17 protein-coding genes, 1 tRNA gene and 1 pseudogene are annotated in these 23,958 nt (G+C 66.4%); 9 read left to right on the top strand and 10 right to left on the bottom strand.

The features are described from left to right. Positions 1–226 precede the first annotated feature (226 nt). Positions 227–1,534 carry a cytochrome P450 gene (locus Q0379_RS10025; protein WP_299007821.1) on the bottom strand — a complete coding sequence of 436 codons (1,308 nt, stop codon included), beginning with the start codon at positions 1,532–1,534 and terminating at the stop codon, positions 227–229. 68 nt (positions 1,535–1,602) lie between these two features. Further along, the gene (locus tag Q0379_RS10020) at positions 1,603–2,823 is read right to left on the bottom strand and encodes an MFS transporter (RefSeq protein WP_299007818.1); all 1,221 of its coding nucleotides are present in this window, start codon (positions 2,821–2,823) and stop codon (positions 1,603–1,605) included. A 343-nt stretch (positions 2,824–3,166) separates the two neighbouring features. On the opposite strand from Q0379_RS10020, the gene Q0379_RS10015 reads away from it, so the two are divergent. Continuing rightward, positions 3,167–3,820, top strand: coding sequence for a TetR/AcrR family transcriptional regulator (locus Q0379_RS10015; protein ID WP_299007816.1), 654 nt, complete (start codon positions 3,167–3,169; stop codon positions 3,818–3,820). A gap of 280 nt (positions 3,821–4,100) precedes the next feature. Next, positions 4,101–6,350, top strand: a complete 2,250-nt coding sequence (locus tag Q0379_RS10010) for a TonB-dependent receptor (RefSeq protein ID WP_299007813.1) — start codon at positions 4,101–4,103, stop codon at positions 6,348–6,350. A gap of 45 nt (positions 6,351–6,395) precedes the next feature. Here Q0379_RS10010 and Q0379_RS10005 read toward each other — a convergent pair whose 3' ends face one another. Both Q0379_RS10005 and Q0379_RS10000 read right to left on the bottom strand, forming a co-directional pair. Continuing rightward, a complete protein-coding gene (locus Q0379_RS10005) occupies positions 6,396–7,046 on the bottom strand; it encodes a class II aldolase/adducin family protein (protein ID WP_299007811.1) in 651 nt (216 codons plus the stop codon). Then, positions 7,046–7,990, bottom strand: coding sequence for a PfkB family carbohydrate kinase (locus tag Q0379_RS10000; protein WP_299007808.1), 945 nt, complete (start codon positions 7,988–7,990; stop codon positions 7,046–7,048). Before Q0379_RS10000 ends, Q0379_RS10005 begins: the two co-directional genes overlap by 1 nt. A gap of 79 nt (positions 7,991–8,069) precedes the next feature. On the opposite strand from Q0379_RS10000, the gene Q0379_RS09995 reads away from it, so the two are divergent. Next, positions 8,070–9,344 (top strand): aminotransferase class III-fold pyridoxal phosphate-dependent enzyme, encoded by a 1,275-nt coding sequence (locus tag Q0379_RS09995; RefSeq protein ID WP_299007806.1) that lies wholly within the window; start codon positions 8,070–8,072, stop codon positions 9,342–9,344. Between the two features lie 151 nt (positions 9,345–9,495). On the opposite strand, the gene Q0379_RS09990 is transcribed toward Q0379_RS09995, so the two are convergent. Next, positions 9,496–11,043, bottom strand: a complete 1,548-nt coding sequence (locus Q0379_RS09990) for a N,N-dimethylformamidase beta subunit family domain-containing protein (RefSeq protein ID WP_299007804.1) — start codon at positions 11,041–11,043, stop codon at positions 9,496–9,498. A 177-nt stretch (positions 11,044–11,220) separates the two neighbouring features. Beyond that, positions 11,221–13,014 (bottom strand): alpha/beta fold hydrolase, encoded by a 1,794-nt coding sequence (locus Q0379_RS09985; protein ID WP_299007802.1) that lies wholly within the window; start codon positions 13,012–13,014, stop codon positions 11,221–11,223. 227 nt (positions 13,015–13,241) lie between these two features. On the opposite strand from Q0379_RS09985, the gene Q0379_RS09980 reads away from it, so the two are divergent. Then, complete coding sequence (locus Q0379_RS09980; protein WP_299007799.1) at positions 13,242–15,488, top strand: FG-GAP-like repeat-containing protein; 2,247 nt, start codon at positions 13,242–13,244, stop codon at positions 15,486–15,488. A 273-nt stretch (positions 15,489–15,761) separates the two neighbouring features. Here Q0379_RS09980 and Q0379_RS09975 read toward each other — a convergent pair whose 3' ends face one another. Together Q0379_RS09975 and Q0379_RS09970 are read right to left on the bottom strand one after the other, a co-directional pair. Continuing rightward, positions 15,762–17,354, bottom strand: a complete 1,593-nt coding sequence (locus tag Q0379_RS09975; protein ID WP_299007797.1) for an autotransporter domain-containing protein — start codon at positions 17,352–17,354, stop codon at positions 15,762–15,764. A 285-nt stretch (positions 17,355–17,639) separates the two neighbouring features. Continuing rightward, a complete protein-coding gene (locus Q0379_RS09970) occupies positions 17,640–17,825 on the bottom strand; it encodes an excisionase family DNA-binding protein (RefSeq protein WP_299007795.1) in 186 nt (61 codons plus the stop codon). 117 nt (positions 17,826–17,942) lie between these two features. On the opposite strand from Q0379_RS09970, the gene Q0379_RS09965 reads away from it, so the two are divergent. The 5 genes from Q0379_RS09965 (at position 17,943) to Q0379_RS09945 (ending at position 23,335) form a co-directional block, all read left to right on the top strand. After that, positions 17,943–18,016: transfer RNA gene (locus Q0379_RS09965), tRNA-Cys, on the top strand. Between the two features lie 348 nt (positions 18,017–18,364). Next, complete coding sequence (locus tag Q0379_RS09960; RefSeq protein ID WP_299007793.1) at positions 18,365–19,819, top strand: DUF1800 domain-containing protein; 1,455 nt, start codon at positions 18,365–18,367, stop codon at positions 19,817–19,819. Positions 19,820–19,829: 10 nt separating this feature from the next. Next, the gene (locus Q0379_RS09955; RefSeq protein WP_299007790.1) at positions 19,830–21,020 is read left to right on the top strand and encodes a DUF1501 domain-containing protein; all 1,191 of its coding nucleotides are present in this window, start codon (positions 19,830–19,832) and stop codon (positions 21,018–21,020) included. A gap of 298 nt (positions 21,021–21,318) precedes the next feature. Continuing rightward, a complete protein-coding gene (gmd, locus tag Q0379_RS09950) occupies positions 21,319–22,395 on the top strand; it encodes a GDP-mannose 4,6-dehydratase (RefSeq protein ID WP_299007787.1) in 1,077 nt (358 codons plus the stop codon). Next, entirely contained in the window at positions 22,361–23,335 is a 975-nt protein-coding gene (locus tag Q0379_RS09945; RefSeq protein WP_299007783.1) for a GDP-L-fucose synthase, read from the top strand. Before gmd ends, Q0379_RS09945 begins: the two co-directional genes overlap by 35 nt. 17 nt (positions 23,336–23,352) lie before the next feature. Here Q0379_RS09945 and Q0379_RS24195 read toward each other — a convergent pair. Both Q0379_RS24195 and Q0379_RS24190 read right to left on the bottom strand, forming a co-directional pair. Then, positions 23,353–23,544 (bottom strand): annotated as a pseudogene (locus Q0379_RS24195) (integrase core domain-containing protein); the annotation flags it as partial. Beyond that, positions 23,466–23,897 (bottom strand): transposase, encoded by a 432-nt coding sequence (locus Q0379_RS24190; protein WP_366519317.1) that lies wholly within the window; start codon positions 23,895–23,897, stop codon positions 23,466–23,468. The gene Q0379_RS24190 and the pseudogene Q0379_RS24195, both read right to left, overlap by 79 nt. Between the last annotated feature and the right edge of the window lie 61 nt (positions 23,898–23,958).

Raw genomic sequence — 23,958 nt, 5'->3', positions numbered from 1 at the left:
TCCTCATCCAGCCATAACGAGTCCTGGGTTGGTCTGAGCCTGGTGATGGTGGCCGGCCGGTCTTCACGCAGAAGGCGCGGGCGTATTCCCGAGGCGTCTGACCGCGCCGGCTCTTTGCGCACGCTGCTTCGATCCGTCCCGATCGTCGGCCTGGCGCAGACACGCCGCCGCCTGCCGAGGCGCGACGTTGTCGAGCATCGCATCAGCCAGCGCCAGCCGGGTCCGCTCACCCCGGCAGGCGCTCCAGCATCACGGGCAGACGCCTGAGCTGGCACATGGCGTGATTGTCGATCCAATCATTGGCGTCGCCGCTCGCCCGGACCTCAAGCCGCCGTTCGATGAGGACCTCCAACAGACTCTTGGCGACCAGACTGGCTACGAAACGGCCCGGGCAGATGTGGGCGCCGCCGCCGAACGTGGTCGAGCCCTGCTGGGAACGATCCAGGTCGAACCGCTCGGGATCGGGGAAGGCGTCGGGATCGCGATTGGCGGCGCCCCACATCATCATGATCCGAACGCCGGCCGGAATGATCCGTCCGTCGTATTCGAAGTCGGCGTTGACGACGCGGTTGAGGTGGATGACCGGCGGCTCCAGGCGCAGACATTCCGACACCGCTGCGGCGACCTTCTCGGGCTCCCCGCGCAATCGGGCCAGCGCCTCGGGATGGTCGATCAGTGCACGGACGGTGTTGGTTATAGCTAAGGCGGCGGTGTGAAATCCATCGAACAGGTTTCCCGCCAGGAAGGCGCCGGCCGTCTTGGGAACGTAGCCGCCATAGTCGAGATCATCGGCGACATCGATCCCGGCGAGGTCGCGCGCGATGTTCGAGACGAACGGACAGCCGCCAGCGTCAAGCGACCGCTGGCCCGCGCCCTCGACAAGACCCCGATAGGCCTTCGCCGCGGCGTCGGCTTCGCACAGGCCATCCCAGTCCGTCTGCAGGAACAGCATCGGCGTCATCTTGCGGGCCTGGTCGGCCGCGGCCAGCGCATCGTTGTCGCTCATGCCGATCAGCGCGCCCCAATAGAGGCCGATCAGCGGCTCGGCGATCCGTTCGACGAGGTCCACGGTCTCGCCCAGCGGGAGACCGTCCAGGATCCGCGCGACGATCTCGTGGGCGGCGTCGCCGCGCGCGGCGGTTTGCTTGGGACCGATCTGGTTGAGAAGCACCTTGCGCAGGGCCGCGTTGAGAACGCCATTGGCGCTGAAGAGCTGGTTCCTGATCAGATCGGCGATGGCGAAGCCGACCGGCTTTTCCTCGGACGCCTCGGCGGAGAGCAGTCCTGGGAAGAGCTGGTTGGGCGCCATGGCCGCCAGTTCAGGCCTGGCCGCCAGCGCCCGAAGATCGGCATGACGAAACACCACGAGCGTCCCGTCCTTCCCACGCAAAAAGCGCGGACCGCCGGGCTGGAACGCCGTGGCGCAGAACCGCCGCAGCGCCACGCGGCCGCCGTCGTAGCCATGATCGGCGAGCGCCGGCAGCGCGCCGATGTCGAGAATAGGCGGAGGGTTGATTGCGACGCCTGCGGACATGATCTTTCCCTTGGGCCCGGCCGGCGAGGGAGCCTTGCGCCCCCTCCCCGCGCCCGCGCTCGTGTTGTTCAGGTGGCGGCGAGGACGGACTTCGTCAGACGCTTGGCGCGTGACAACCACAGCATCATCGCCAAGACGAAGGAGATCGACAGGCCCGCGCCAGCGGCGAACAAGGCTCCACGAACCTCATGGGCGCTGACAAAGAACGAGCAGAGCATCGGCCCGGCGGCCGCGCCCACGGCCTGGACGCTGGGCGCCAGCAACACCGCCCGCCGCGAGGGGTCTGACTCGATCACGAACGGGGCCTGCAGGGCCTGCAGGAAGCCCCAGGCCAAGCCGTACAACCCTGTCAGGGCGATGAACACGCCCGGACTGGGCAGAGCGCCAAGGCCAAACAGCACGACCAGGAACACCGGCATGCAGATCAGGAAGGCCCGATGGTAGGGAACCCTCTCGGCTAGGACGGCCGCCAGGCCCGAGCCAGCGATCGATACGCCCAGGGCCACGGCCACGGCCAGCCCGCCTTGCACCGGGGTCAAGCCCGCCTGCCCCGCCAATTGCTCGACATAGGCCAGGAAGCCGATGAAGAATGAGAAGAGCAGGAAGACCGCCGTCAGGCTGACATAGGCCGCCTTCGGGATCGGCTCGGCCAGCACAGCATCATCGGCCTTGTTGCCGGCCAGGGGCGCAAGGCTGGCCGGCAGGACCAGCGCCAAGATCGCCGCCAGCAGGGCGCTCGCCCCCAGCGTCGCAAAGCCCGCATTGGCGCCGAGCCAGGGCGAGACCAGGATCGGTATGCCCGCGGCGCACGCCACCTGCAGCACGGCCTGACAGACCAGGAAGATCCCGCTCCAGCGGCCGGGGGTCGGCGAGCGCACGATCATCAAGGTGGTCAGCCAAACGACGCCGCCCTCCGCCAGGCCCGCCAGCGCGCGGCTCACCAGAACCCAGAGCCCCGAAACCTCAAGCGCCGCGAAGTTGACGCCGGCCAGGACGAGCGCGGCCGCAAAGCCCACGACCTTGAGATGGCGGGGCGGCAAGAAAGCGTCGGCCAGCCCCACGCCCAGCCCGATGGCGAGGAACTCGATCGTGACGCTCCAGCCCAGCTGAGCGACGTCGAGCCTGCCGGCGTCGACCAGCCCGCCCAGCACAACCGGCTGGACGCCGGCCATCAGCAGGGCGATGGATCCGACCGCCAGGAAGGCCGCGATCTGCCAAGCCGTTGGTCGACGGCCGATCCAGCCGCCGTCGGTGTCGCGCGCGCGCGCCGGGGTATCCTCGAGCGACATGCATTTCCTCCAGAAGGGCGACGGATCGACTCTCCAGGAGTCTTCGCCCGCGCGCCCAATAGTTAGTTTTTGCTATCTCAAGGATATCGTCAACCGCATCTCGCAGGACCGGTTCGCCCCAAAATGCCGCCGCGCTGGGCGCCGCCGGCCAAGACATGCGCTCACTGGAGCCGTCGCCACTCCTGAACGCGAGCTCGCCACTTGCAATAGTTTGAGCTACGGTAATTGCGCTCGGTCGCCCCGCCCTCGCGCAGCCCGCCCCGGTGGCGACAGCTTCTCTTGGTCCCGCGCGGTTGCTATCTGAGAGCACGCCGCGCCCCGCGGCGCCCTTCAAGGAACCCTGGTGAGCACACCCGAACTCGAAGCCAAGTCGCGGCCGTCCCGCCGCAACGGCATCAACACCTTCGAAGCCATTCTGGCGGCGGCCGGCGAACTGCTGGCCGAGGTGGGTTTCGAGCGCCTGACGACCAATCTCGTCTGCGAACGGGCGGGCCTGACGCCGCCGGCGCTCTATCGCTACTTTCCCAACAAGTACGCCCTGCTGACCGAATTGACCCGGCGGTTGATGGACGCCCAGGACCAGGTCGTGTTCGCCTGGATAGAGTCGGGCGGCGCTCATTGGACGACCCTGTCGGCGGCGGTGGAAAGCCACATCCGCCTACAAAAGGACATCATCACCGTCACCCGGGCCTTTCCGGGCGGGCTCTGGATCCTGCGGGCCATCCGAGCCCTGCCGCCTTTGCAGGACGTGCGGGCCCAGTCGCGCACGGCGGTGCTGGATCGGGTGTTCGCATTCCGCCTCAAGGACGGCCCGCCTGTCGACGAGGAGCGGTTGAAGCTGTCGATGCGCGTGTCGGAGCTAATGAGCTACGCCGCCATGGAAATGCTGGTGGAGGACCCCGAGCTCGACGAGGACATGGTCATCGAGGAAGTGGCCTGGATGATCGGCCGCTATCATTTCGACCTCCCCCGCCGGTCCCAACTGTCCAAGGACTGACGGCGTCGCGCCGCGGGCGCACCCGACATCGGGTCGGGCGCCAAGCGCCTCCGCCGAAACTCAATCGCCATCCCCTCCCGGCTCGGGAGACGAGCGCCGCGCGTCCGGTTGGATCGTCGTGAAGGCGATCAAGCGCGGTTTCGCCTGCAAACCAGGCGCCTTGACCCACGCGCGCCCGAAGACCGTCCCATGGCTTGCGCCTCTCCCCCTTGCATCGAGATAGTTTTTATTATCGTAATCACCAAGACCGGTCGGAGTACTGGGTAATGGGGAGAAGAGCATGAAAGCGGGTATGTTCCTGAGCTGCGCCATGCTGGCGCTGTCCGCGGGCGTCGCGGCGGCGCAGACGTCGGCGCAAGACAGCACGGCCATCGAGGAAATCGTCGTCACCGCCCAGAAGCGGGCCGAAAACCTCCAGGACGTCCCGGTCTCGGTCACCGCCCTGACAAGCGACGCCCTGGCCGCGCGCGGCGTCAACAACGTGCTGGCCCTCAACAACCTGGCGCCGGGCATGCGCATCAGCGCCGCCGACGCGGCCGCCAATCCCAAGATCTACATCCGGGGCGTCGGCCTCAGCGACTTCAACCCGAACGCCTCCAGCGGCGTGGGCGTCTATGTCGATGGCGTCTATATCGGCTCGCCCCTGGCGCAGATGGCCGGATTCTTCGACCTGGCCCAGGTCGAGGTGCTGCGCGGGCCGCAAGGCACCCTCTATGGCCGCAACACCAACGGCGGCGCGATCAACATCACCACCAAGCGACCCAGCCAGACCTTCGGCGCCGACGCCTCGCTGGAGTATGGCAGCTTCAACGCCGTGACCGCCGATCTTGGCGTGGGCGGGCCGATCGTGGCCGACAAGCTGGCCTTCCGCGTGGCCGCCCAATACGTCAAGGACGACGGCTATACCTACAACCGCGTCACCGGCCACGACCTCAACGCCGCCGACCATTGGGCGGGACGGCTGTCGCTGCTCTATACGCCGAGCGAAGACTTCGAGCTGCTCACCCAGGCCAACCGCTACGTCAATCGCGGCGACGCCACGGCGCCTGCGCACCGCGCCCTGTTCCCCGCGACGGCGGCCGCCGCCGGTCCGGACGGCTTCTGCGCGCCCGGCGCCTACGCCAGCGGCCAGTGCGCCGACCTGCTCGGCTACGCCGACACCGACAACAACACCCGGGCCGTGGACGCCAATCTGGAAGGCAAGGACAAGGTCGATCTCTTCGGCGCCTCCAGCCAGGCGACCTGGCGCCTCGGCGGCGTGTCGCTGGTGTCGGTGACGGCCTGGCAGTGGGCCCACCGGAATGACCTGGAAAATACAGACGCCAGCCCGCTGCAGATGGTCGAGATCAACTACCGCTCGCGCCAGCACCAGTTCACCCAGGAGCTGCGCCTGCAGTCGAACGACGCCTCGGCGCGGCTGAACTGGGTCCTCGGCGCCTACTACATGGACGAGAAGGTTCAGGACAACACCCGCCAGGACGTCCTGCGCGACCTGCGCCCGCTGTTCATGACGCCCGAGAATCCCACGGGGCTAAGCCTCGAAAACAGCGTCGCGACCTTCGGCTATCCCTACACCCAGAAGACCAAGGGCTACGCCGTCTTCGGCCAGGCCGACTATAAGCTGACCGACAGACTGACCGGCACGGTGGGCCTGCGCTGGTCGGCCGACGACAAGTCCATGGACTATCAGAGCCAGGCCGAGGACGGGCTGATCGTTATCCTGACCTCCAAGCAGAGCAAGACCTTCTCGGCGATCTCGGGACGGCTGGGCCTGCGCTACGAGCTGAGCGACGACGCCAACGTCTACGCCACCTACAATCGGGGCTATAAGAGCGGCGGCTTCTTCGGCGGCCTGGCCACCACGGCCGGGGAGATGGAGCCGTATGACAACGAAACCCTGGACGCCTATGAACTGGGCCTCAAGTCGGAGTTCTTCGATCGCCGCGTGCGCCTGAACGCGTCGGCCTTCTACTACGACTACAAAAACCAACAGGTCTTCGCCCAGACCACGCGCAATGGCCTGACCGTGCTGGTGCTCGACAACGCCGCCAACTCCAAGGTCTACGGCGGCGAGGCCGAGATCACCGCCCGGCCGATCCAGCCCCTGACCCTGACCGCGGGCGTGTCGCTGCTGCACGCCAAGTACGGCGACTACTTCACCGAGGGCAAGGACTTCACCGGCAACTGGCTGCCCCAGTCGCCGAAGGTCACCTTCAACGCCGCGGCGACCTGGGTCGCGCCGTTGGAGAATGGCGCTTCGATCGTGGCCAATGTCGACGCGAACTATTCGTCGAAGGTCTATTTCGACAATTCCAACGCCGACCGTCTGTCGCAAGACGCGGTGTGGATCGCCGGCGCCCAGCTCAGCTGGCGCTCGCCGGACCAGAAGATCGAGGCCGGCGCCTTCGCCCGCAACCTGTTCGACAAGACCTACACCGTGGCGATCTCCAATATCGACAGCCTGGGCGTGGATCTCCTCAGCTACAACCGCCCGCGGAGCCTCGGCGTCTTCCTGCGCTACCACTACTAGCCGGAAACCGGAGCCGACCCGCTCGGGGCGGGTCGGCTCCGGCGCTCAGCGCTGTCCGTAGGATCGGAACCGCTGCAGGATGCGGTTCATCTCATCCTCGGCCAGCAGGTTGGGCCCGCCGATCGCCAGGGTTCCCCAATAGACCGCCGCCTGCTCCTCGACCTCCTCGGTGATGGCCAGGGCGAAGTCGAGATTGGGCGCGGCGACGATCTGGCCATGATTGGCCATCAGGGCGGCGTAGCGGCCGTCCAGCGCCTCGACCACGGTCGCGGCCAGTTCCTCCGAACCAAAGGTGGCGTAGGGCGCGACCGGCACGCTGCTGCCGCCGCTGACGGCGACCATGTAGTGCATGGGCGGGATTTGGAGGCCCGCGCAGGCCAGGATGGTGGCGTGGCGCGAATGGCAATGCGCCACCGCCCCGACGTCGGGGCGCCGGTCGAGAATTCCCTTGTGCATCCGCCATTCACTGGATGGCTTGAGCGCGCCTTCGGGCGACGAGCCGTCGGGACGGACCAGCACCATGTGCTCGGCGGTCAGCCGCGCGGCTGGCACGCCGGTGGGCGTGACCAACATGTCTTCTCCGCACCGGGCCGAGACATTGCCCGAAGTGCCGCGGTTGAGACCGCGCGCGTCCATCGCCTGCATCACCTGCGCCATGCGCTCGCGCAGAGCCGCCTCTTGAGTTGTCATGCCCATCACACCGCCTCCATCAAAGTCATTTGGCGCATCGCCGCCTCGGTGGCCTCGAAGCTCTCGACCTTGCCCAGCGTGGCCAGGCCCTGGGCGACCAGCGCGGCGGTGGCCGTGCCGAAGCGCGCGGCGTCCAGCGGCGTCCAGCCACGCGACAGGGCGGCGATGAAGCCCGCGCAATAGGAATCGCCGCAGCTGGTGGTGTCGAGCGGCGTGATCGCGTGGGCCGGCAGGGTCGTGCTGACGCCGTCGAGGACCACCACCGAGCCCCGGCCGCCATTCTTGATGACGCAGCCCTTGGCGCCCCACGACCGGAAGGTCGCGGCGGCGGCGAAGAGGTCCTCCTGCCCGGTCAGGAACACCGCCTCGGCGGCGCTGGGCAGGAAGTAGTCGACATGCGGCAGCAGGCGCTTGACCTCGTCGATCGCCGAGGGCTGGGGCGCGATCAGGTCGCAGGTCACGATCGCCCCGGCCTCCGAAGCGGCTCGGACGATCGCCTCCCCCTCGCCGCCGTCGAGCTTGGGACCGCCAATGCCGCCATAGTGCAGAAAGCCCACCGCGGCGGCCGTCTCAAGCGCGCGCGGCGTGACGCGGGCCAGCATGCCAGCGCCCAGCGCGTGGAAGCCCGGGCGAACGCCGCTGGAGGAGACCGCCAGCAGGGTCGTGGAGCTGGGCAGTCCTGGCAGAACCTCCAGGTCGGAGATGTCGACGCCGGCGTCGGAAAGCGCCGTGCGGATGAAGCGGCCGGTGAGGTCGTCGCCCACGGCCGAGATCAGCCGGCTCGGCACGCCGAGACGAGCCGCCAGCAGGGCTGGAGCGGCCGCCGTGCCGGCCGGAGCGCAGGCGATCCCCTCGATCAGTCCCGTCACCTCTTCCTTCGGCAACACGTCGATGGCGCGCGCCACCACGTCCAGGGTCGTCAGCCCGATACAGGCCAATCCGTTCTTCATGCGGCGTCCTCCCTACGCATTGACAGCCAATATGGCTCAGCCATTATAATAGTCAAAACTATCTTATAAGGGGCTGAACTTGACCTGGACGAACAGCAAGGATGCGGCGCTTCGGGAACGCGCCATGGCGGTGATCCCCAATGGGATGTACGGCCACCAGTCGGTCATGCTGCTGCCCGACGACTACCCGCAGTTCTTCGACCGCGCCGAGGGCGCCTATCTCTGGGACGTCGACGGCAACCGCTATGTCGACTTCATGTGCGGCTACGGCCCCAACCTGTTCGGCTATGGCAACGCCGCCATCGACCAGGCCTATGTCGAGCGCATGAAACGGGGCGACACCATGACCGGCCCCGGCCAGGCCATGGTCGAGCTAGCCGAAGCGATGACCGCCCAGGTCAGCCACGCCGACTGGGCGATGTTCTGCAAGAACGGCACCGACGCCACGACCATGGCGATGATGATCGCCCGCAACTTCACGCGGAAGAACACCATCGTGCTGGCCAAGGGCGCCTATCACGGCGCCGCGCCCTGGTGCACGCCGCTGAAGAACGGCGTCACCGAGGCCGACCGCGCCAACCAAGTGTTCTACGAGTACAACAACGTCGAAAGCCTGGAGGCGGCGGTCAAGGCGGCCGGCTCTGACCTGGCGGCGATCTTCGCCTCGCCCATCAAGCACGACACCTTCGTCGATCAGGAGCTGCCCGATCCCGAATACGCCCGTCGAGCCAGGGCGCTGTGCGACGAGCACGAGGCGCTTCTGATCATCGACGACGTCCGCGCCGGCTTCCGCCTGGCCCGCGACTGCAGCTGGTCGCTGGTGGGGGTCAAGCCGGACCTTTCGACCTGGGGCAAGGCCATCGCCAACGGCCATCCGATCTCGGCCCTGCTGGGCGCCGACAAGGCCCGGTTCGCCGCCGCCACCATCTATGCGACCGGCTCGTTCTGGTTCTCGGCCGCGCCGATGGCCGCTTCCCTGGCGACGCTGAAGCTGATCCGCGAGACCGACTACCTGGAGCGCACCATCGCCCTGGGCGAGCGCCTGCGCGCGGGCCTGGACGAGGCGGCCGACCGTCACGGCTTCTCGTTGCGCCAGACCGGTCCGGCCCAGCTGCCGCTGATCATGTTCGACGAGGACCCGACCGGCGCCAAGGCCTACTTCTGGAACAACGCCCTGCTCAAGCGCGGCGTCTATTTCCACCCCTGGCACAACATGTTCATGACCACGGCCATGACCGACGCCGACATCGATCACACGATCGAGGCGGGCGACGAGGCCTTTAAGCTGCTGAAGGCCGCCAGTCCCCTGCCGCCGGTCGAGAAGCTGGCCTTCCTGCATTCCATGGTCGACTGACGAACCTTCCCCGCCTGGACGCGGCGCCGCCAGACTTGCCCTGGCGGCGCCCTCCGCGATGTGTTCAGGCCTCGTTCGGGCATCAGCCATGACAACGGGCCCCTCTTCCCGAGGGGCCCTTCTTTTTCGACGGAACGCCCGACGGCGCGGTTCAGGCCGAGGTTGCGCGGGTGACGCCGAAGCGCCGCAGGACATTGTGGGTGATGACCTCGATAAACGGGTCGCGCGCGGCCAGGCCGTGAGCCCATTCGGTGGTGCCACTGTTGAACACCTCGCCCTTCCCACGCTTGAAGCTCGCCAGCACCGCATGGCCGCGCAGCACCTTGGCCTGGGCTTCAGGGCCAGCGTCGCCGTAGGTGACCTGGGCGATCACATCCAGCTTCTCGGGCGGGATGATGGGATTGTATCCGCGGCCGGCCTCCTCGCCGAAGGCGCAAGGCGCAACGCCGATGATCTCCAGGGTCTCAGGCACGCCCAACATCGGCACGGCCTTGGGCAGGCCGTCGTCGCCGAACTGGAAGCGGCAGCCGTCGCTTTCGTAGCCGATCAGCGGCAGCTCGCCCCCGATCACGTCGCCGTAGAACAGGTCCGAACCCTCCAGCGCCCAGTGACGGTCGTCATAGACCGTGAAGCCGGCCTGGCCGCGCGACACGCACATCCCCAGGCGATGATAGCCGGCGAAGACGAAGCTCAGCCCCGTCAGCGCGGCCTCGGGCCGCTGGAACGCCGGGTGCGACCACAGGTGCGTGGCCTTCTCGGGCGGGACGTCCTCGGCCTCGAACCCCTTCCACTTGTGGCAGACATAGGTCTTGCCGTCGTTCTCCCAGCGCACCTTCCAGAAGCAGCTGTTGCCCGACAGGATCGCGGCGGCGCCGCCCGCGTCGACGAAACGCTCGACCTGGTCGCGCTGGCCGCCCGACCAGTACTCGCTATGGCCCACGAACAGCGCCGCCGCGTAGCCTTCCAGGAGATCCTGTTCGGCGTCGAGGTCGTAATCTGTGGCGAAATCCAGCGCGTAGCCGTTCGATTCCGCCCAGGCCACGAAGGCGTGCTCCCACTTGTGCAGAAAGCCGGCCGAACCGTCATAGGGCGAGGCCCGATGCTCGACCATCCAGGCCATGTCCGAGGCCCAGGGGGCTTCCTCGAACCCCCGCTTGCGCAGGTTGATCAGACGCGGCGGGTTGGGCGGCGGCGCGACGATCAGCGGCGGAAACGGCCGCTGGGTCGACAGCACGCCGATCGCCTCGTCCATGGCCTGGGCGAACGAAACCTGCCCGCTCATCAGGCCCGAAACGTTCGAATAGGCGTTGGCGCCGCCCCAGTAGTTGTAGGCCTGGTAGGTGTTGGTCGACAGCACCATCAGGGCGCTCGAGCGACGCACGCCGACCGGCGGCTTCACCACCACGAAGTGATGGGCCTCCGCGCCCGTCGGGTCGCTCAAAACGATGTCGTAGTAGCCCGAGGCCCACCCCGCCTCGACCTCGATCTCGAGAGCGACAGGCCAGCCGCAACCGTCGCGGTCGGCGTTGGCCGGAACCGGATGCTGCCCGACCACCACGTTGTCGCACTCCAGCACCGTCTGGCGCTGCGCCCCCACGCGGGCGATCGTGAGCCGGCACGGCCCGGTCTCGGCGCTGGCGTGAAGCGAGAAGCGTTCTCCCGGGCGCACGCTGAGGCGGTCGGTATAGCAAGCCAGCATTTCGTCTTTCCCTTCACCCTGCCCCATCTCATCCGCCCTCCAAGGCCTTGGGGCGCGACGCCGCGAGCGCGGCGCGGCCCGGCGGACTGATGACGTAGTTTTTACTACCCTATTGGTCGGGGTCGCAAGCCAGGCATTCTATCGGCCGCGACGAAGACGTCGCCGCACGCCCGCGCTTCAGCGCCTTAAGATCCGCACGACTCGATCGGGATGGGTCATGGCCATGAAGCGCCCGGCGTCCGGCGCGAGCTCGAAGTTGCTGTCGGGGAGCACGGTGCGCCAGTAGCGCTCGACATGCCGCGGATCATGCATCGTGTCGTGCCCGCCGATCAGGATCGACCAATGCGCGAGGCCGCGCATAGGCGAGGGTTCGCCGCCGCGCGCGATCGCGACCTGCTCGTTGACATAGCCTTCGATCCGGCCCGTGGCGAACATGCGCACCGATCGCCAATAGTCTTCGGCGATGCGTGGGTCGGCGGCGGCGGCCTCATCTGGCGGGCTGCCGCGCATCGACTGCCTCACCATGCGGTCCAAGCGCTCGCGCGTCAGGCTGCCCGCCAGGAGGCGCGCGAAGGTCGCGATGAGTTCGGGGCGGCGAAAATAGGCCTCCTTGAACGCGCCCAGCGGCCCATGCCGACGACTGTCGGCGCTTGTCGGCGGGTCGGGATTGACCAGCACCACCTTGCCAAGGCGCTCGGGCGCGCGCCGGGCGATCGCGAGCACCGCCTGGGCGCCGCCCCGGGCGACAATGTCGATCGTCGGCAGACGCAGCGCGTCCAGCAAGGCGACAACGTCCTCGGCGGCCGCCTCGAAGGGATCGTGTTCGCCCGCCCGCAGCCCCGGGATCGGATCGCTCATGCCAAAGCCCGGACGATCGATCGACAGAACACGAAAGCCTTCGGCTTGCAGCGCGGCCACCAGACCGGAGGGCGCCAGTCGAGACGTCATGCTGGAGTGCACGATCAGGACAGGGCGTCCGCCCGCCGGGCCGTAGTCGCTCCACGCGATGCGAGTTCCGTCGGCCCGAGGCAGCAGCCGCAACGGTTCGGCGCGAGGATCGGAGAACCCCAGCCGCCCGCGCGTCGCGCCCAGCAGCGCGCCGAGCATGCTCATCGTCGACACGGTGCGCGCCAGTTCGCTGGCCGAGGTGACGCGCAACGTGGCGAAGACCTGCTCCAGATCCTTGCGCACGACCGAGACCGACAGACCCAGGGTCCGAGCGGCTTCCTCGCGCGAGGCGCCGCTGGCGACCAGCAGCGATATCGAGGCCTGCTTCTGGGTCAGTCCCCAAACGTCGACCAGCAGCTCGGTGTGATCGGCGCGCGACGGCAACAGTCCGAACGCCAGGCTCGAGAGGAGCCCGACGAGCTCCGGCAATCTGCGCGCGCCCGTCCGGCGATAGACCTCCGACAAGGTCTCGCGCGCCGTGACGTGTGAGAGGTCCAGCTTCGCGGCCGCCGCCTTGATCGACCCCGCTCGGATCACCGCCGACACGACCCGAATCTGCGCCGCCGTCAGGCCGAAGGCGGCGCAGGCCCGTTCGATCGGTCCGGCGCGCGCGGCCAGGGTCGTCAGCACCACCACCTTCCCCGCCGGCGCCTCGGCGGTGAGCTCAGGCGGCAGATGCCACAGTGGAAAGGCCGCCGCGGCGGAGGCGTAGACGAAGATGGCCGACTCCGAGCCCGTGTCGTTTTCCACCGCGACCGGGACCACGACCGGCTTGCCCGAGCGCAGCGCGCGGTCGGCCAGTGCGGCGTCTATGTAGCGCTCGCCGCGCTCCTCGGAAAAAACCCGCGAGGCCATCTGAACCGCGCCATGAGCATCCAGCAGGGCCGCCGCGATGCTCTGCGCGTCCAGCAGGGGCAGGAAACGGGCCTGGGCCGCATCGGTCTCGATCAGGCCGCCCAGGGCGCCGGGCGCGGATTGGGTCGTCGCCAGGACGGCGTCCGCATCCTCCAGGACCGCCTGCAAGAAAGACGGAAAGCCACCTTCAACCAAGGACTGAACCCGAAGCCGCCATCACCAACGCAAGTCGCCGAACCATCGAACCGTTACGCTCGACTGACCTTGGAGCGAGCCCGGCTCAACGTCCAGAGAACATCGCCGACACCCTACAAACGGCGATGTCCGTCCCCGGACAGGTCGATTAGCTGAGGCCGCGCGCCCGCTCTCGTTTCGCCGCGCCCGAGGGAAGTTCGATGGCCATCACCTTTCAGACCCAGGATCTGGCGCTCAACCTGCGCGCCGGTTTCACGACCGCGTCCGTTCACGAGATCGCCGTCGCGGACTTCAATGGCGACGGCAAGGTCGACATCGCCCTGTCCTACTTCCTCTACCCGCTGGAGGATCGGGCGGTCCCGATCCGGGTGCTGACCGGAGACGGCGCGGGAAAATTCGCCGACGCCACGACGGCGCTGTTCGGCGACCAGCCGCCCGTGACGGTGCACGGGCGTCAGATCGTGGTGGCCGACTTCAACAAGGACGGTCGCGCGGACGCCTTCTTCGCCGACCACGGCTATGACGCCGCGCCTTTCCCCGGCGCCCGCAACGCCCTCTTCCTGTCCTCCAACGCCGCGGGCCTGGTCAACGCCACCGCGCGCCTGCCGACCTTGGCCGACTACAGCCACTCGGCCGCGGCCGGCGACGTCGATGGCGACGGCGATATCGACCTCTATGTCGGCAACTACAACGGCGGAACCGAAGAGGCGCCGTATGTCCTGCTCAACGACGGCGCCGCCAACTTCACCCTGAGCCGCGCGGGTCTGCCGGCCGACCTCGTGGCGGGCCAGTACAATTCGCCGGCCAGCCTGCTGTTCGACGCCGATGGCGACGGCGACCTCGACCTGCTGCTGACGCCAAACGAAACCCAGACCCAGAACGCCCGCCTGCTCAAGAACGACGGCAAGGGCAATTTCACCGCCCTGTCCTCGTTCGCCATGCCCAAGAACGGCGCGTCCGAGACCGTGATCGACGCCAAGGCCGCCGATCTCAACGGCGACGGCAAGCTCGACCTGGTGATGACGACGGTGGTGGACCTCTTCAAGCCGGGAACGACCCAAGTCTGGATCAACGACGGCCAGGGCGGATTCGCCAACGAGACGGCCAAGCGCCTGCCGGTCCAGGTCACCGAAGACTGGTACACCCGCACCCACCTTATCGACATCAATGGCGACGGCCATGTCGACCTCGTCGCGTCGAACAGCCACAAGCAGGCGGTGTTCCTGAACGACGGCGCGGGGCGCTTCGTGCAACTCCCCGCGGGCTGGCTGAACATCTCACAGTACGACCGACTGCAGGCGGCCGATGTGAACGGCGACGGCCGCGTGGACGTGATCGCCTGGCGCGGGATCTGGGATGGGGCCGAACACATCACCGCGCATCTGGCTGGCGACGCCGGCGTCTCGGTGAGCGGCGGCGCCGCGGCCGACGCCCTGGTCGGCGACGCGCGCGCCGAGACCTTGAGCGGACTGGCCGGAAACGACGTGCTGTTCGGCGGCGCGGGCGACGACACGCTGAACGGCGGCGATGGCGCCGACATCCTGGTCGGCGGCGCGGGCGCGGACAGGATCGATGGCGGGGCCGGCGTCGACGAGGCGCGCTACGGCGGCCTGGCGGCCGACTACGCGATCGGCGTCACCGCGTCGGGCTGGACCGTCTCCGACGCCCGCGCCAATCCGCGTGACGGCGTCGACACCCTGATCAATGTCGAGAACCTGGTCTTCGCGGACAAGACCATCAGCCTGGGCGACGCCACGGTGGGGCTGGCGATCGCTTCGCTGCTGCGGGTCAGCGCAGCGGCGGGCGCCGGCGGGACGCTGACGGCCGACCTGACGGCCAAGATCACCGCCGGCGCCTTGACCCCCTCCTCCGCCATCGCCGAGGTGGTGAAGGCCGCCGATCAGACGACCTCCGTGGCGACGCTCAGCTATCTGTTCTTCACGGGCAAGATCCCGGGCCAGGCGGGCGTCGACTATCTGGTCTCGACGACCGCAAACAACGCCAACAACCTGAACAGCGCCTACTACCAGTTCTTCAATCTGGAGAACCGCTACATCAACTTCGCCGTCAATCTGGGTAAGGTCGGCGAAGGCGCCGCCAAGTTCTCGGCCGACTACGGCGCGCTCACGCTGTTCGACGCCGCCAAGAAGGCTTACGCGGCGATCTTCGGCGCGACGCCGACCGACGCCAAGGTCCACCTTCTGATCGACTCGCGCGTCGACTACTTCGCCAGCTACGGCGGGGACGGCCCAAACGGACTGGGAACCAAGGCCGCGATGGTCGGCTGGTTGCTGGCCGAGGCGGAAAAGGCGGACGTCGGCGTCATGGCGAGATCGAACGCCGCCTGGCTGACCGACCTGGCCGACGGCGCCGCGCCCTTCGCGATCGACATCCTCGACCCGGCCAAGGGCTACTACAAGGCGGATTTCATCTTCGGAGGCGGCTGAGGAGCGCCGCGGCGGGCTCGCGAGGACGAAAGCGATGATGGCTCACCCTCGTCAAACCCACATTCACCGTCGTGGCTGAGTACGCGCCAGCGGCTCTCCCCACGACACGTCGCCCTCCATCTTAAGTGCAGATTTGATGATGCCGCTCGGGATCCCCGTTTCAAACGCGCGGTGATCCCGAGCGGCGATTATGTCCGACAGGCATCCGGGGCGGACGCTCGACCGGCCCGCGCTCAGACCAAGCGCGCGCCGGCGACCGTCCTACCGGGAGAACTAGAAGCCTATGCGCGTTCCGAGCCTGAGCCCGCCGCCGCGCCGGCCACCGCCGAAATCGCCGCTCGCCTCAAGGAAGGCCGTGGCCGAGCCGGCCGTGCGGAAGGCCGCTCCAAGGGTGATTTGCCCGAAGGTTCGGCCGCCGTCCCGCGAGAGGTGTTCGACCTGATCGCCGCTTCGGAAATCGAGGCTATTTTTGATCGTAAAGTCGTGAGCGACGAACGCCGCGCCATAGGACGTCAAGGTCCCCCCCAAGGCGTCAGCCTCCACGGAACCCCGAACACCGGCCTTGGCCACAAAGCCGGCGGAGTCACCGAAATCCAGACGCTGGCCGAGGGCCTTCAGATCATTGAGGCGGGTGCTGACATAGCTGATGCTCAGCAGATGCTCGTAGGCCAGACCATCGCCCTCAAGTCGCGTTCCGGCCTCGACCTGACCACCCCAGGAAACGCCTTTCAGCGAGTCGTCGATGGCGTCGGCCGCGCCACGCACCTTGATCGCGTGATGATCGGCCTTGGCCATGGCGTTGAGGAAATAGCCCTCCCGCGACAAGGACAGATAGCCGCCCACGCTGAAGACTTGGAACTTGGCGCTATCGTCGACGACGTTGAACCTCTGCTTGGCGTCGGCATAGCCAGCCGTCACCCCCAAGACCAAGCTCGTCTCCCCAACGCTCCCGTTGATCAGATCCACACCGAGCTGACCGCCGTAGCTGGTCTGCTGATAGTCGGTCGCGACGCTGCGATCGCCGACCTTGACGGTGTCGTTGCGATCCATCCTCTGTCCGAAGGTTTGAACCCAGACACCTGGCCCGACTTCGTTTGGGTCGCCATCGGCGTTGACGGCGCCATCGCGGAGATTGGCCACGTGAGCGCTCCAGGCGTCAGCCGATTGGCGCCAAACGTTGGTCGCGCCCTCGGAGAGTTTAAGCCCGTCATAGACCCGCTGGCCGGCGCCTCCCGTGAGCCGATAGCTTCCATCGCTAGCGTCAAAGGTCAGGCCGTAGCGGATAAAGCCAATCTCTTGGTTCTCGATCTCAAAGGCGTCGGCCACTGAATCCTTGCCCGCCTTGACGAGGACAAGGCCTTGGCCTTTGGTCAGGAAGGCCGACTTGGCGTCGACGCCGCCCAGGACGATCAGCGTCTTGCCATTGGCGACGCCGCCGACCTCAAGACGATCTGCGCCCGATGGCGCTATGTCGAGACCAAGGCGCGCGTCAGCGCCGCGATAGGCCCCAGAGACCGTCAAGACATCGCCGCCATGACCGTTGCGAAGGTCGATGAGCTTGTTGTTCCGAAAGCCTTCCAGCGACTTGAACGTGACGTGAAGAGGATCCTTTGCGTTCGCGCCGATGGTGATCACCCCATTGTTGATGAGCCCATCGTCCCCGCCTCCAAAGTCGACATCGGCGGTCAGATCCACCGTCTTATCGTTGGTGATCGAGTCGGCGTCGTCGGTCAGGTCCTTGTCGCCGAACCGCTTGGAAGGCCCTTCATCCTGGGCTGTCGCCTGGCGCGTCGCCGGACGCCCCTCGGCGGCCTTCGCCTGCGGGGCCGTGGACAGAAGTAGGGGAACCAGGATCCCTGGCAGCATTGCGGTCGTCAGAAATCGCGCCGCGGTCGGCTTATCGCCAACCCGGCTGTATGGGCTCAGCACGAAGGAAGCTCCACTCATCGCGCCCCCGCGATATGGCTGAGCCTATAATGCCGGTGGAAGGGCGCTCAAGGAGAAAGTACAGTTCTTACGCAACATTTATTTCAGGGTGAAATCTGATGAAGCGCCTTCGCCGCACGCGGTCGGCCTAACCGGTGGGCGGTAACCCAGTAGCTGGATGCTGGGGGTGTTGAGCCTCCAAAGGATCGAACAATGGTCCGCAGTTCAGTCACCGCCGCGGCTCTCCAGCGCATCGAGATAGCGCTCTAGTTCGCAGCGCCGAACCAGGGCTTGAGCGCCCTCCTCCAGAGTGCGAATGCGGCCTTCTGCGACCAGCTCATAGAAGCGCCTGCGACTGATGGCGAGGACCTCGGCCGCCGCCGCCGAGCGCGCCCCCACGCTGAGCTGCAAATCCCGCATCCGTGGGGCTTAAGTCGGATCGATCCAGCGCGTGATTTCCCATTGCCCGCCAGAGCCCGGTCTGATAGCCAACGCCCCTCTTCGCCAACGCTCTGCGTTGACCCGGATGGCCCGGTGGCGGAGTGGTGACGCAGCGGACTGCAAATCCGTGCACGCCGGTTCGATTCCGGCCCGGGCCTCCATTATTTTTCAATGACTTATCCGTTTTGGCCGACCAGTGAGTTTGCTCATTCGGCAAGCGCTTCTACGGGATGGGCGCAAGAGGTCAGAGAAGCGGCAGATCCGTCCCGCCAGCTTGAGAAGAGCCTGGCCTATGCGAATTTCCGATCACCAGCTCTGACGACCAGACAATTTTCAAATCGGCTCGCGCCCAAGCCGCCAGAGCGACCGAAACGCGGCCGGCTTATGGCAGCGCTGGGCCTTGAAACGGCCGCTGCCGTGCTCGAGCATGTGCGCCGCTCATTGAGGGCCCGTGCATGCGCCAAATTTGGCTCGTCATCGTCGTTTGCTTCGCTTGCGTCGCGTCGACCGTGCCCGCAGTCGCCGGCGCGCAAGATAACACCGCCCTCATTGATCGCCTCACCTGGGGACAGACGTCTCAAGCGCTGGCCGACATCAAACGACTGGGCCCCGATCGCTGGCTGAAGAGCCAGCTGCGACCTGCGACGCCGCTCCAGCTGCCCCCGCAGGCGCAGGCCCAGATCGACGCCTTGCGTATATCGCGCGAGCCGATGGCGGAGATCGCCGTGGCAATGGACGCCGAAAACAAGGCTGCCAGCAAGCTGACAGACCCCGCGGCGCGGCAAGCCGCCCAGCAGGCTTATCAGAAGGGAATGGCGGACCTGAAGCAGCAGGCCGCCGCCCGCTCGCTGCTCCGAGACCTCTACTCCCCGAACCAACTCCAAGAGCAGATGACCTGGTTCTGGATGAACCACTTCAACGTCCAGGCCGACAAACGCGACATCCGGGCGATGATCGGCGACTATGAAGATCAGGCGATCCGGCCCCACGCGTTGGGCAAGTTCCGCGACCTTCTGAAGGCGGCCGACCTGCACCCGGCCATGCTGCGCTATCTCGACAACGATCAGAACGCGGTCGGCCGCATCAACGAGAACTACGCTCGCGAGATCCTCGAGCTGCACACGATGGGCGTCGGCTCCGGCTACAGCCAGAAGGACGTCGAGGAGATGGCGCGGGTGCTGACGGGCGTCGGCGTCAGCCTCTCGCCCGATGCGCCCAAGCTGAAGGCTGAGCAGCAAGCCTTCTACGTCCGGCGCGGGCTGATGGAATTCAATCCGGCGCGGCACGACTTTGGCGCCAAGGTGGTGCTCGGACGCCAGATCGGCGGCACGGGGCTTTCGGAGTTCGAACAGACGCTCGACGCGCTGGCCAGCGAGCCAGCGACCGCGCGGCACGTCTCACGCAAGCTGGCGCTCTATTTCATGGGCGAGGCGCCATCCGACTTGATCGACCGTATGACCGCCAAGTTCCTGCGCAGCGATGGCGATATCGCCGAGGTGCTCGGCCTGTTGTTCAAGTCGTCAGCGTTCAAGGCGTCGCTGGGCAAGAAACTGAAGGACCCGATACACTACGCCGTCTCGGCGGTGCGGCTGGCCTATGACGGCCGCCCGATCGCTAACACAGCTCCGCTACAGGGCTGGATCAACCGTATGGGCCAGGGCCTCTATAATCGCGACACGCCGGATGGCTACCCGCTGGAGGACACGGCCTGGTCCGGCCCAGGTCAGCTCACCACTATGTTCGAGGTCGCCCGCCAGGTCGGCGCCAATTCGGCGGGGCTCTTCAAGCCCGGCGAGCCCGGCGCCGAAGACCAGCCCGCCTTCCCTCAACTCCAGAACGCTCTCTTCTACGCAACGCTGGAAAAGCGGCTTTCCCCCCAGACGCGGTCGGCTTTGGCTCAGGCCCGGTCGCCGGCGGAGTGGAACACGCTCTTTCTATCCTCTCCCGAGTTCCTGCATCGATGAGGTCGCCGCCATGCACCGTCGAGACTTTCTAACCGCCGGCCTCGCCGCGACGGCGGCCGCGGTGGGCGGCCGCGCCTGGAGCGCCCCCGCCACCGACCAGCGCCTGCTCGTGATCTTCCTGCGTGGCGGCTACGACGCCATGAATGTGGTGATCCCAACCTCCAGCGACTTCTACTACGAAAGCCGCCCGACGATCGCGATCGCGCGGCCCGATCCGGCCAATCCCAACGCCGCCCTGCCCCTCGACAGCGACTGGAGCCTGCACCCGGCGCTGAAGGACAGCCTCTATCCGCTGTGGGCCAAGAAGCAGATCGCCTTCGTCCCGTTCGCGGGAACAGACGACATGACCCGAAGCCACTTCGAAACCCAGGACACGATCGAGCTCGGCCAGCCGGTCGGCGGCCCCCGGAACTATCGCTCGGGCTTCATGGGGCGCTTGGCCCAGGAGCTCTCGGGCGGACGCCCGATCGCCTTCACCGCCCAGCCGCCGCTGGCCTTCCAGGGCCCGATGTCGGTGCCGAACCTCAACATCACCTCGGTGAGCAAACCCGGCGTCGACGAGCGACAGGCCAAGCTGATCCAGGAGATGTATCAGGGCCACGACCTGCAGGCGGCGGTGACGGAAGGCTTCTCGGCGCGGGACAAGGCTTACGCGGCCCTGGCCGGCGAAATGGCGGCGGCCAATCGCAACGCGGTCTCCCCCAGCGGCTTCGAACTGGCCGCCCGCCGCGTCGCCCGCCTGATGAAGAGCGACTACAATCTAGCGTTCCTCGATGTCGGCGGCTGGGACACCCACGTCAATCAAGGCGGCGCGACCGGCGTCCTAGCCGACCGGATCAGCCAGCTCGGTCGCGGTCTGGCAGCGCTGGCCGAAGACCTCGGCCCTGAGGCCTGGGCGAACACGACGGTGGTGGTGCTTTCGGAGTTCGGCCGAACGTTCAAGGAGAACGGCGACAAGGGCACTGACCATGGGCACGGCAGCGTATACTGGGTACTGGGCGGCGCCGTGCAGGGCGGGCGTATTGCCGGAGAGCAGGTGGCCTTCAGTCCCGAGCTTCTCAACGACAAAAGGGATCTCAAGGTTCTGACCGACTACAGATCTCTCATCGCCGAGCTCGTTGAAAGGCTCTACAGCGTCCGCGCGCCCGCCCTGGATGCAATATTCCCAGGGATGCGCCCCTCCGCCCTAAGTTTGATCTGAACTCGGCACGGGCGCCGCGTTAATATTAACAACGATAACCACGCGAGGTATTAATAGAGGCCAGAACACCCGGCAGGCGGAGCTGTGTTCCCCCCGCCTAGCGCCGCTACCAGAAATATATTCTTGTAATGATCGGTGACTATGATCACAGACGGCTTATGGTTAGCGGCGCCTATTTGACGCCCAAACTGGTTTTTTGACGCACAGAAGCTATTACGAGGGTCGCCTCGACCAACAGCTTACGCTATGAGGCAACCACGCAAGGCTAAATAGCCGCGTTCTCGATGGTGGGGATCTAATGACGGTTAAAAGCAATGGTAAGGTCGCGCTCATCACGGGCGTGACCGGGCAAGACGGCGCGTACCTGTCGGAGCTGCTGCTCTCGAAGGGCTATACGGTTCACGGATTGAAGCGACGCTCGTCGTCGTTCAACACCGGTCGAATCGAACATCTCTACCAGGATCCGCACGAGCCGGATCCGCGCTTCATCCTGCACTACGGCGACATGACCGACAGCACGAACCTGATCCGGATCGTGCAGCAGACCCAGCCGGACGAGATCTACAACCTGGCGGCTCAGAGCCACGTCCAGGTCAGCTTCGAGACCCCGGAATACACCAGCAACGCCGACGGCACTGGCACCCTGCGTCTGCTGGAAGCCATCCGCATCCTGGGCCTGGAAAAGAAGACCAAGTTCTATCAGGCCTCCACCTCGGAGCTGTACGGCCTGGTCCAGGAAGTGCCGCAGAGCGAAAAGACGCCGTTCTATCCGCGCAGCCCGTACGCCGCAGCCAAGCTCTATAGCTACTGGATCGTGGTGAACTACCGCGAGGCCTACGGCATCCACGCCAGCAACGGCATTCTGTTCAACCACGAGAGCCCGCTGCGCGGCGAGACCTTCGTCACCCGCAAGATCACCCGCGCCGTCGCGGCCATCAAGCAGGGCTTCCAGGACAAGCTCTACCTCGGCAACCTCGACGCCAAGCGCGACTGGGGTCACGCCCGCGAGTACGTCCGCGGCATGTGGCTGATGCTCCAGCAGGAGACGGCCGACGACTACGTCCTGGCCACTGGCGAGACCACCCTGGTCCGCGACTTCGTGACCAAGGCCTTCTCGGAAGTCGGCATCACGATCAACTGGTCGGGTACGGGCGTCGATGAAAAGGGCACGTGCGCCGAGACCGGCAAGGTGCTGGTCGAGGTCGATCCACGCTACTTCCGCCCGACCGAGGTCGAGCTGCTGATCGGCGACCCAACCAAGGCTAAGACTAAGCTCGGCTGGGTCCACGAGACCAAGTGGGAGCAGCTCTGCGCCGAAATGGTCGCGGCCGACATGATCAATGTGGCCAAGGAGCAGCGTCGCAATGCCGAATGACGTGATCTTCCCTCTCGAGGGCAAGCGCGTCTGGGTGGCCGGCCATCGTGGGATGGTCGGCTCCGCCATTGTTCGGCGCCTCGCTTCGGAAGGCTGTGAAATCCTGACCGCCGGCCGCGATGTTCTGGACCTCGAGCGCCAAAGCGCGGTCGAGGCTTGGATGGCCAAGGAAAAGCCGGACGCCATCTTCATGGCGGCGGCCAAGGTCGGCGGCATCCTGGCCAACGACACCTATCCGGCCGATTTCCTCTACAACAACCTGGTCATCGAGACGAACATCGTCGACGCCGCCTGGCGCAATGGCGTTGGCAAGGTGCTGTTCCTCGGCTCGTCGTGCATCTATCCGAAGTTCGCGCCCCAGCCGATGATGGAAGACGCACTGCTCACCGGCCCGCTGGAACCGACCAACGAGTGGTACGCGATCGCCAAGATCGCCGGCATTAAGCTGGCCCAGGCCTATCGCAAGCAGCACGGCTGCGACTTCATTAGCGCCATGCCGACCAACCTCTACGGCATTGGCGACAACTTCGACCTGAACAGCAGCCACGTGATGCCGGCCCTGATCCGCAAGGCCCACGAGGCCAAGCTGGCCGGCGCCGACAGCATCACGATCTGGGGCACGGGCACGCCGCGCCGCGAGTTCCTGAACGCCGACGACTGCGCCGACGCCTGCGTGTTCCTGATGAAGGCCTACTCGGACTTCGAGCACGTCAACGTCGGCTCGGGCGAGGACGTCACGATCCTGGAACTGGCGCAGTTGGTGTGCGAGGTCGTAGGCTTCAAGGGCGAGATCGTCACGGACACGTCGAAGCCAGACGGAACTCCGCGCAAGCTGATGAGCGCGAACAGACTGCGCGGCATGGGTTGGAGGCCGAAAATCGCACTCGCCAGCGGAATTGCCAGCGCATATTCCCACTTCCTGGAAGCTGAGTACCAATGATCACGTGCTCACCAAGCTTACCCCCGACAGAAGGCTATCAAATCTGACCTGCCCCAACCTTTGGCCAGATCGGGCGGGGATTGCTCGCCGGTCAGGCACCGGGCGGCCCATATGGCCCGCCCGGTGCCGTTCATAAGCTCGACCGGGCGCTTGTCACCGATCGCGCTGTGGGGACGTGGCTCGTTATAGTCTGTGCGCCAAGCCTCGCATTCTGAGCGAGGCGTCGTCGAGGGCCATGAGCCAGGCGGTGTTCAGATATTCGGCTTGAACTGCCGTTGAAGGACGCCTCGAAGGCGTTGTCGTCCGCTTGCCGGGGCGACAGGTCCACCACGATCAGCTTGAGGCGGCCGTTATCGTCCTCGAACTGGCGCAGCCGATTCGTCTCCGACGGCGTCAGGCCGGCGTAGCTCTTGCGACAGACATAGAAGGTCGCCCTCGAAATCCCGGCCTCGCGACAGACTTCCCCGACGCTGCAGCCTTCTTCGGTTTGACGCAGGATGACACCACCTCCGCCACACTGAACTTCGACCTCTTCATGGTCGCCCCTCGCTCCGTGGCCCAAGCCTCAATGACCTGCTCCTGAAAAACTGGACCGGTTTGAGCTAGAATTTTCTCGTTTTGCG

It is taken from the genome of uncultured Caulobacter sp. (genome assembly GCF_937900395.1).
In the GTDB taxonomy this organism is placed as follows: domain Bacteria; phylum Pseudomonadota; class Alphaproteobacteria; order Caulobacterales; family Caulobacteraceae; genus Caulobacter.
This window is presented reverse-complemented; position numbering and strand designations above follow the sequence as displayed.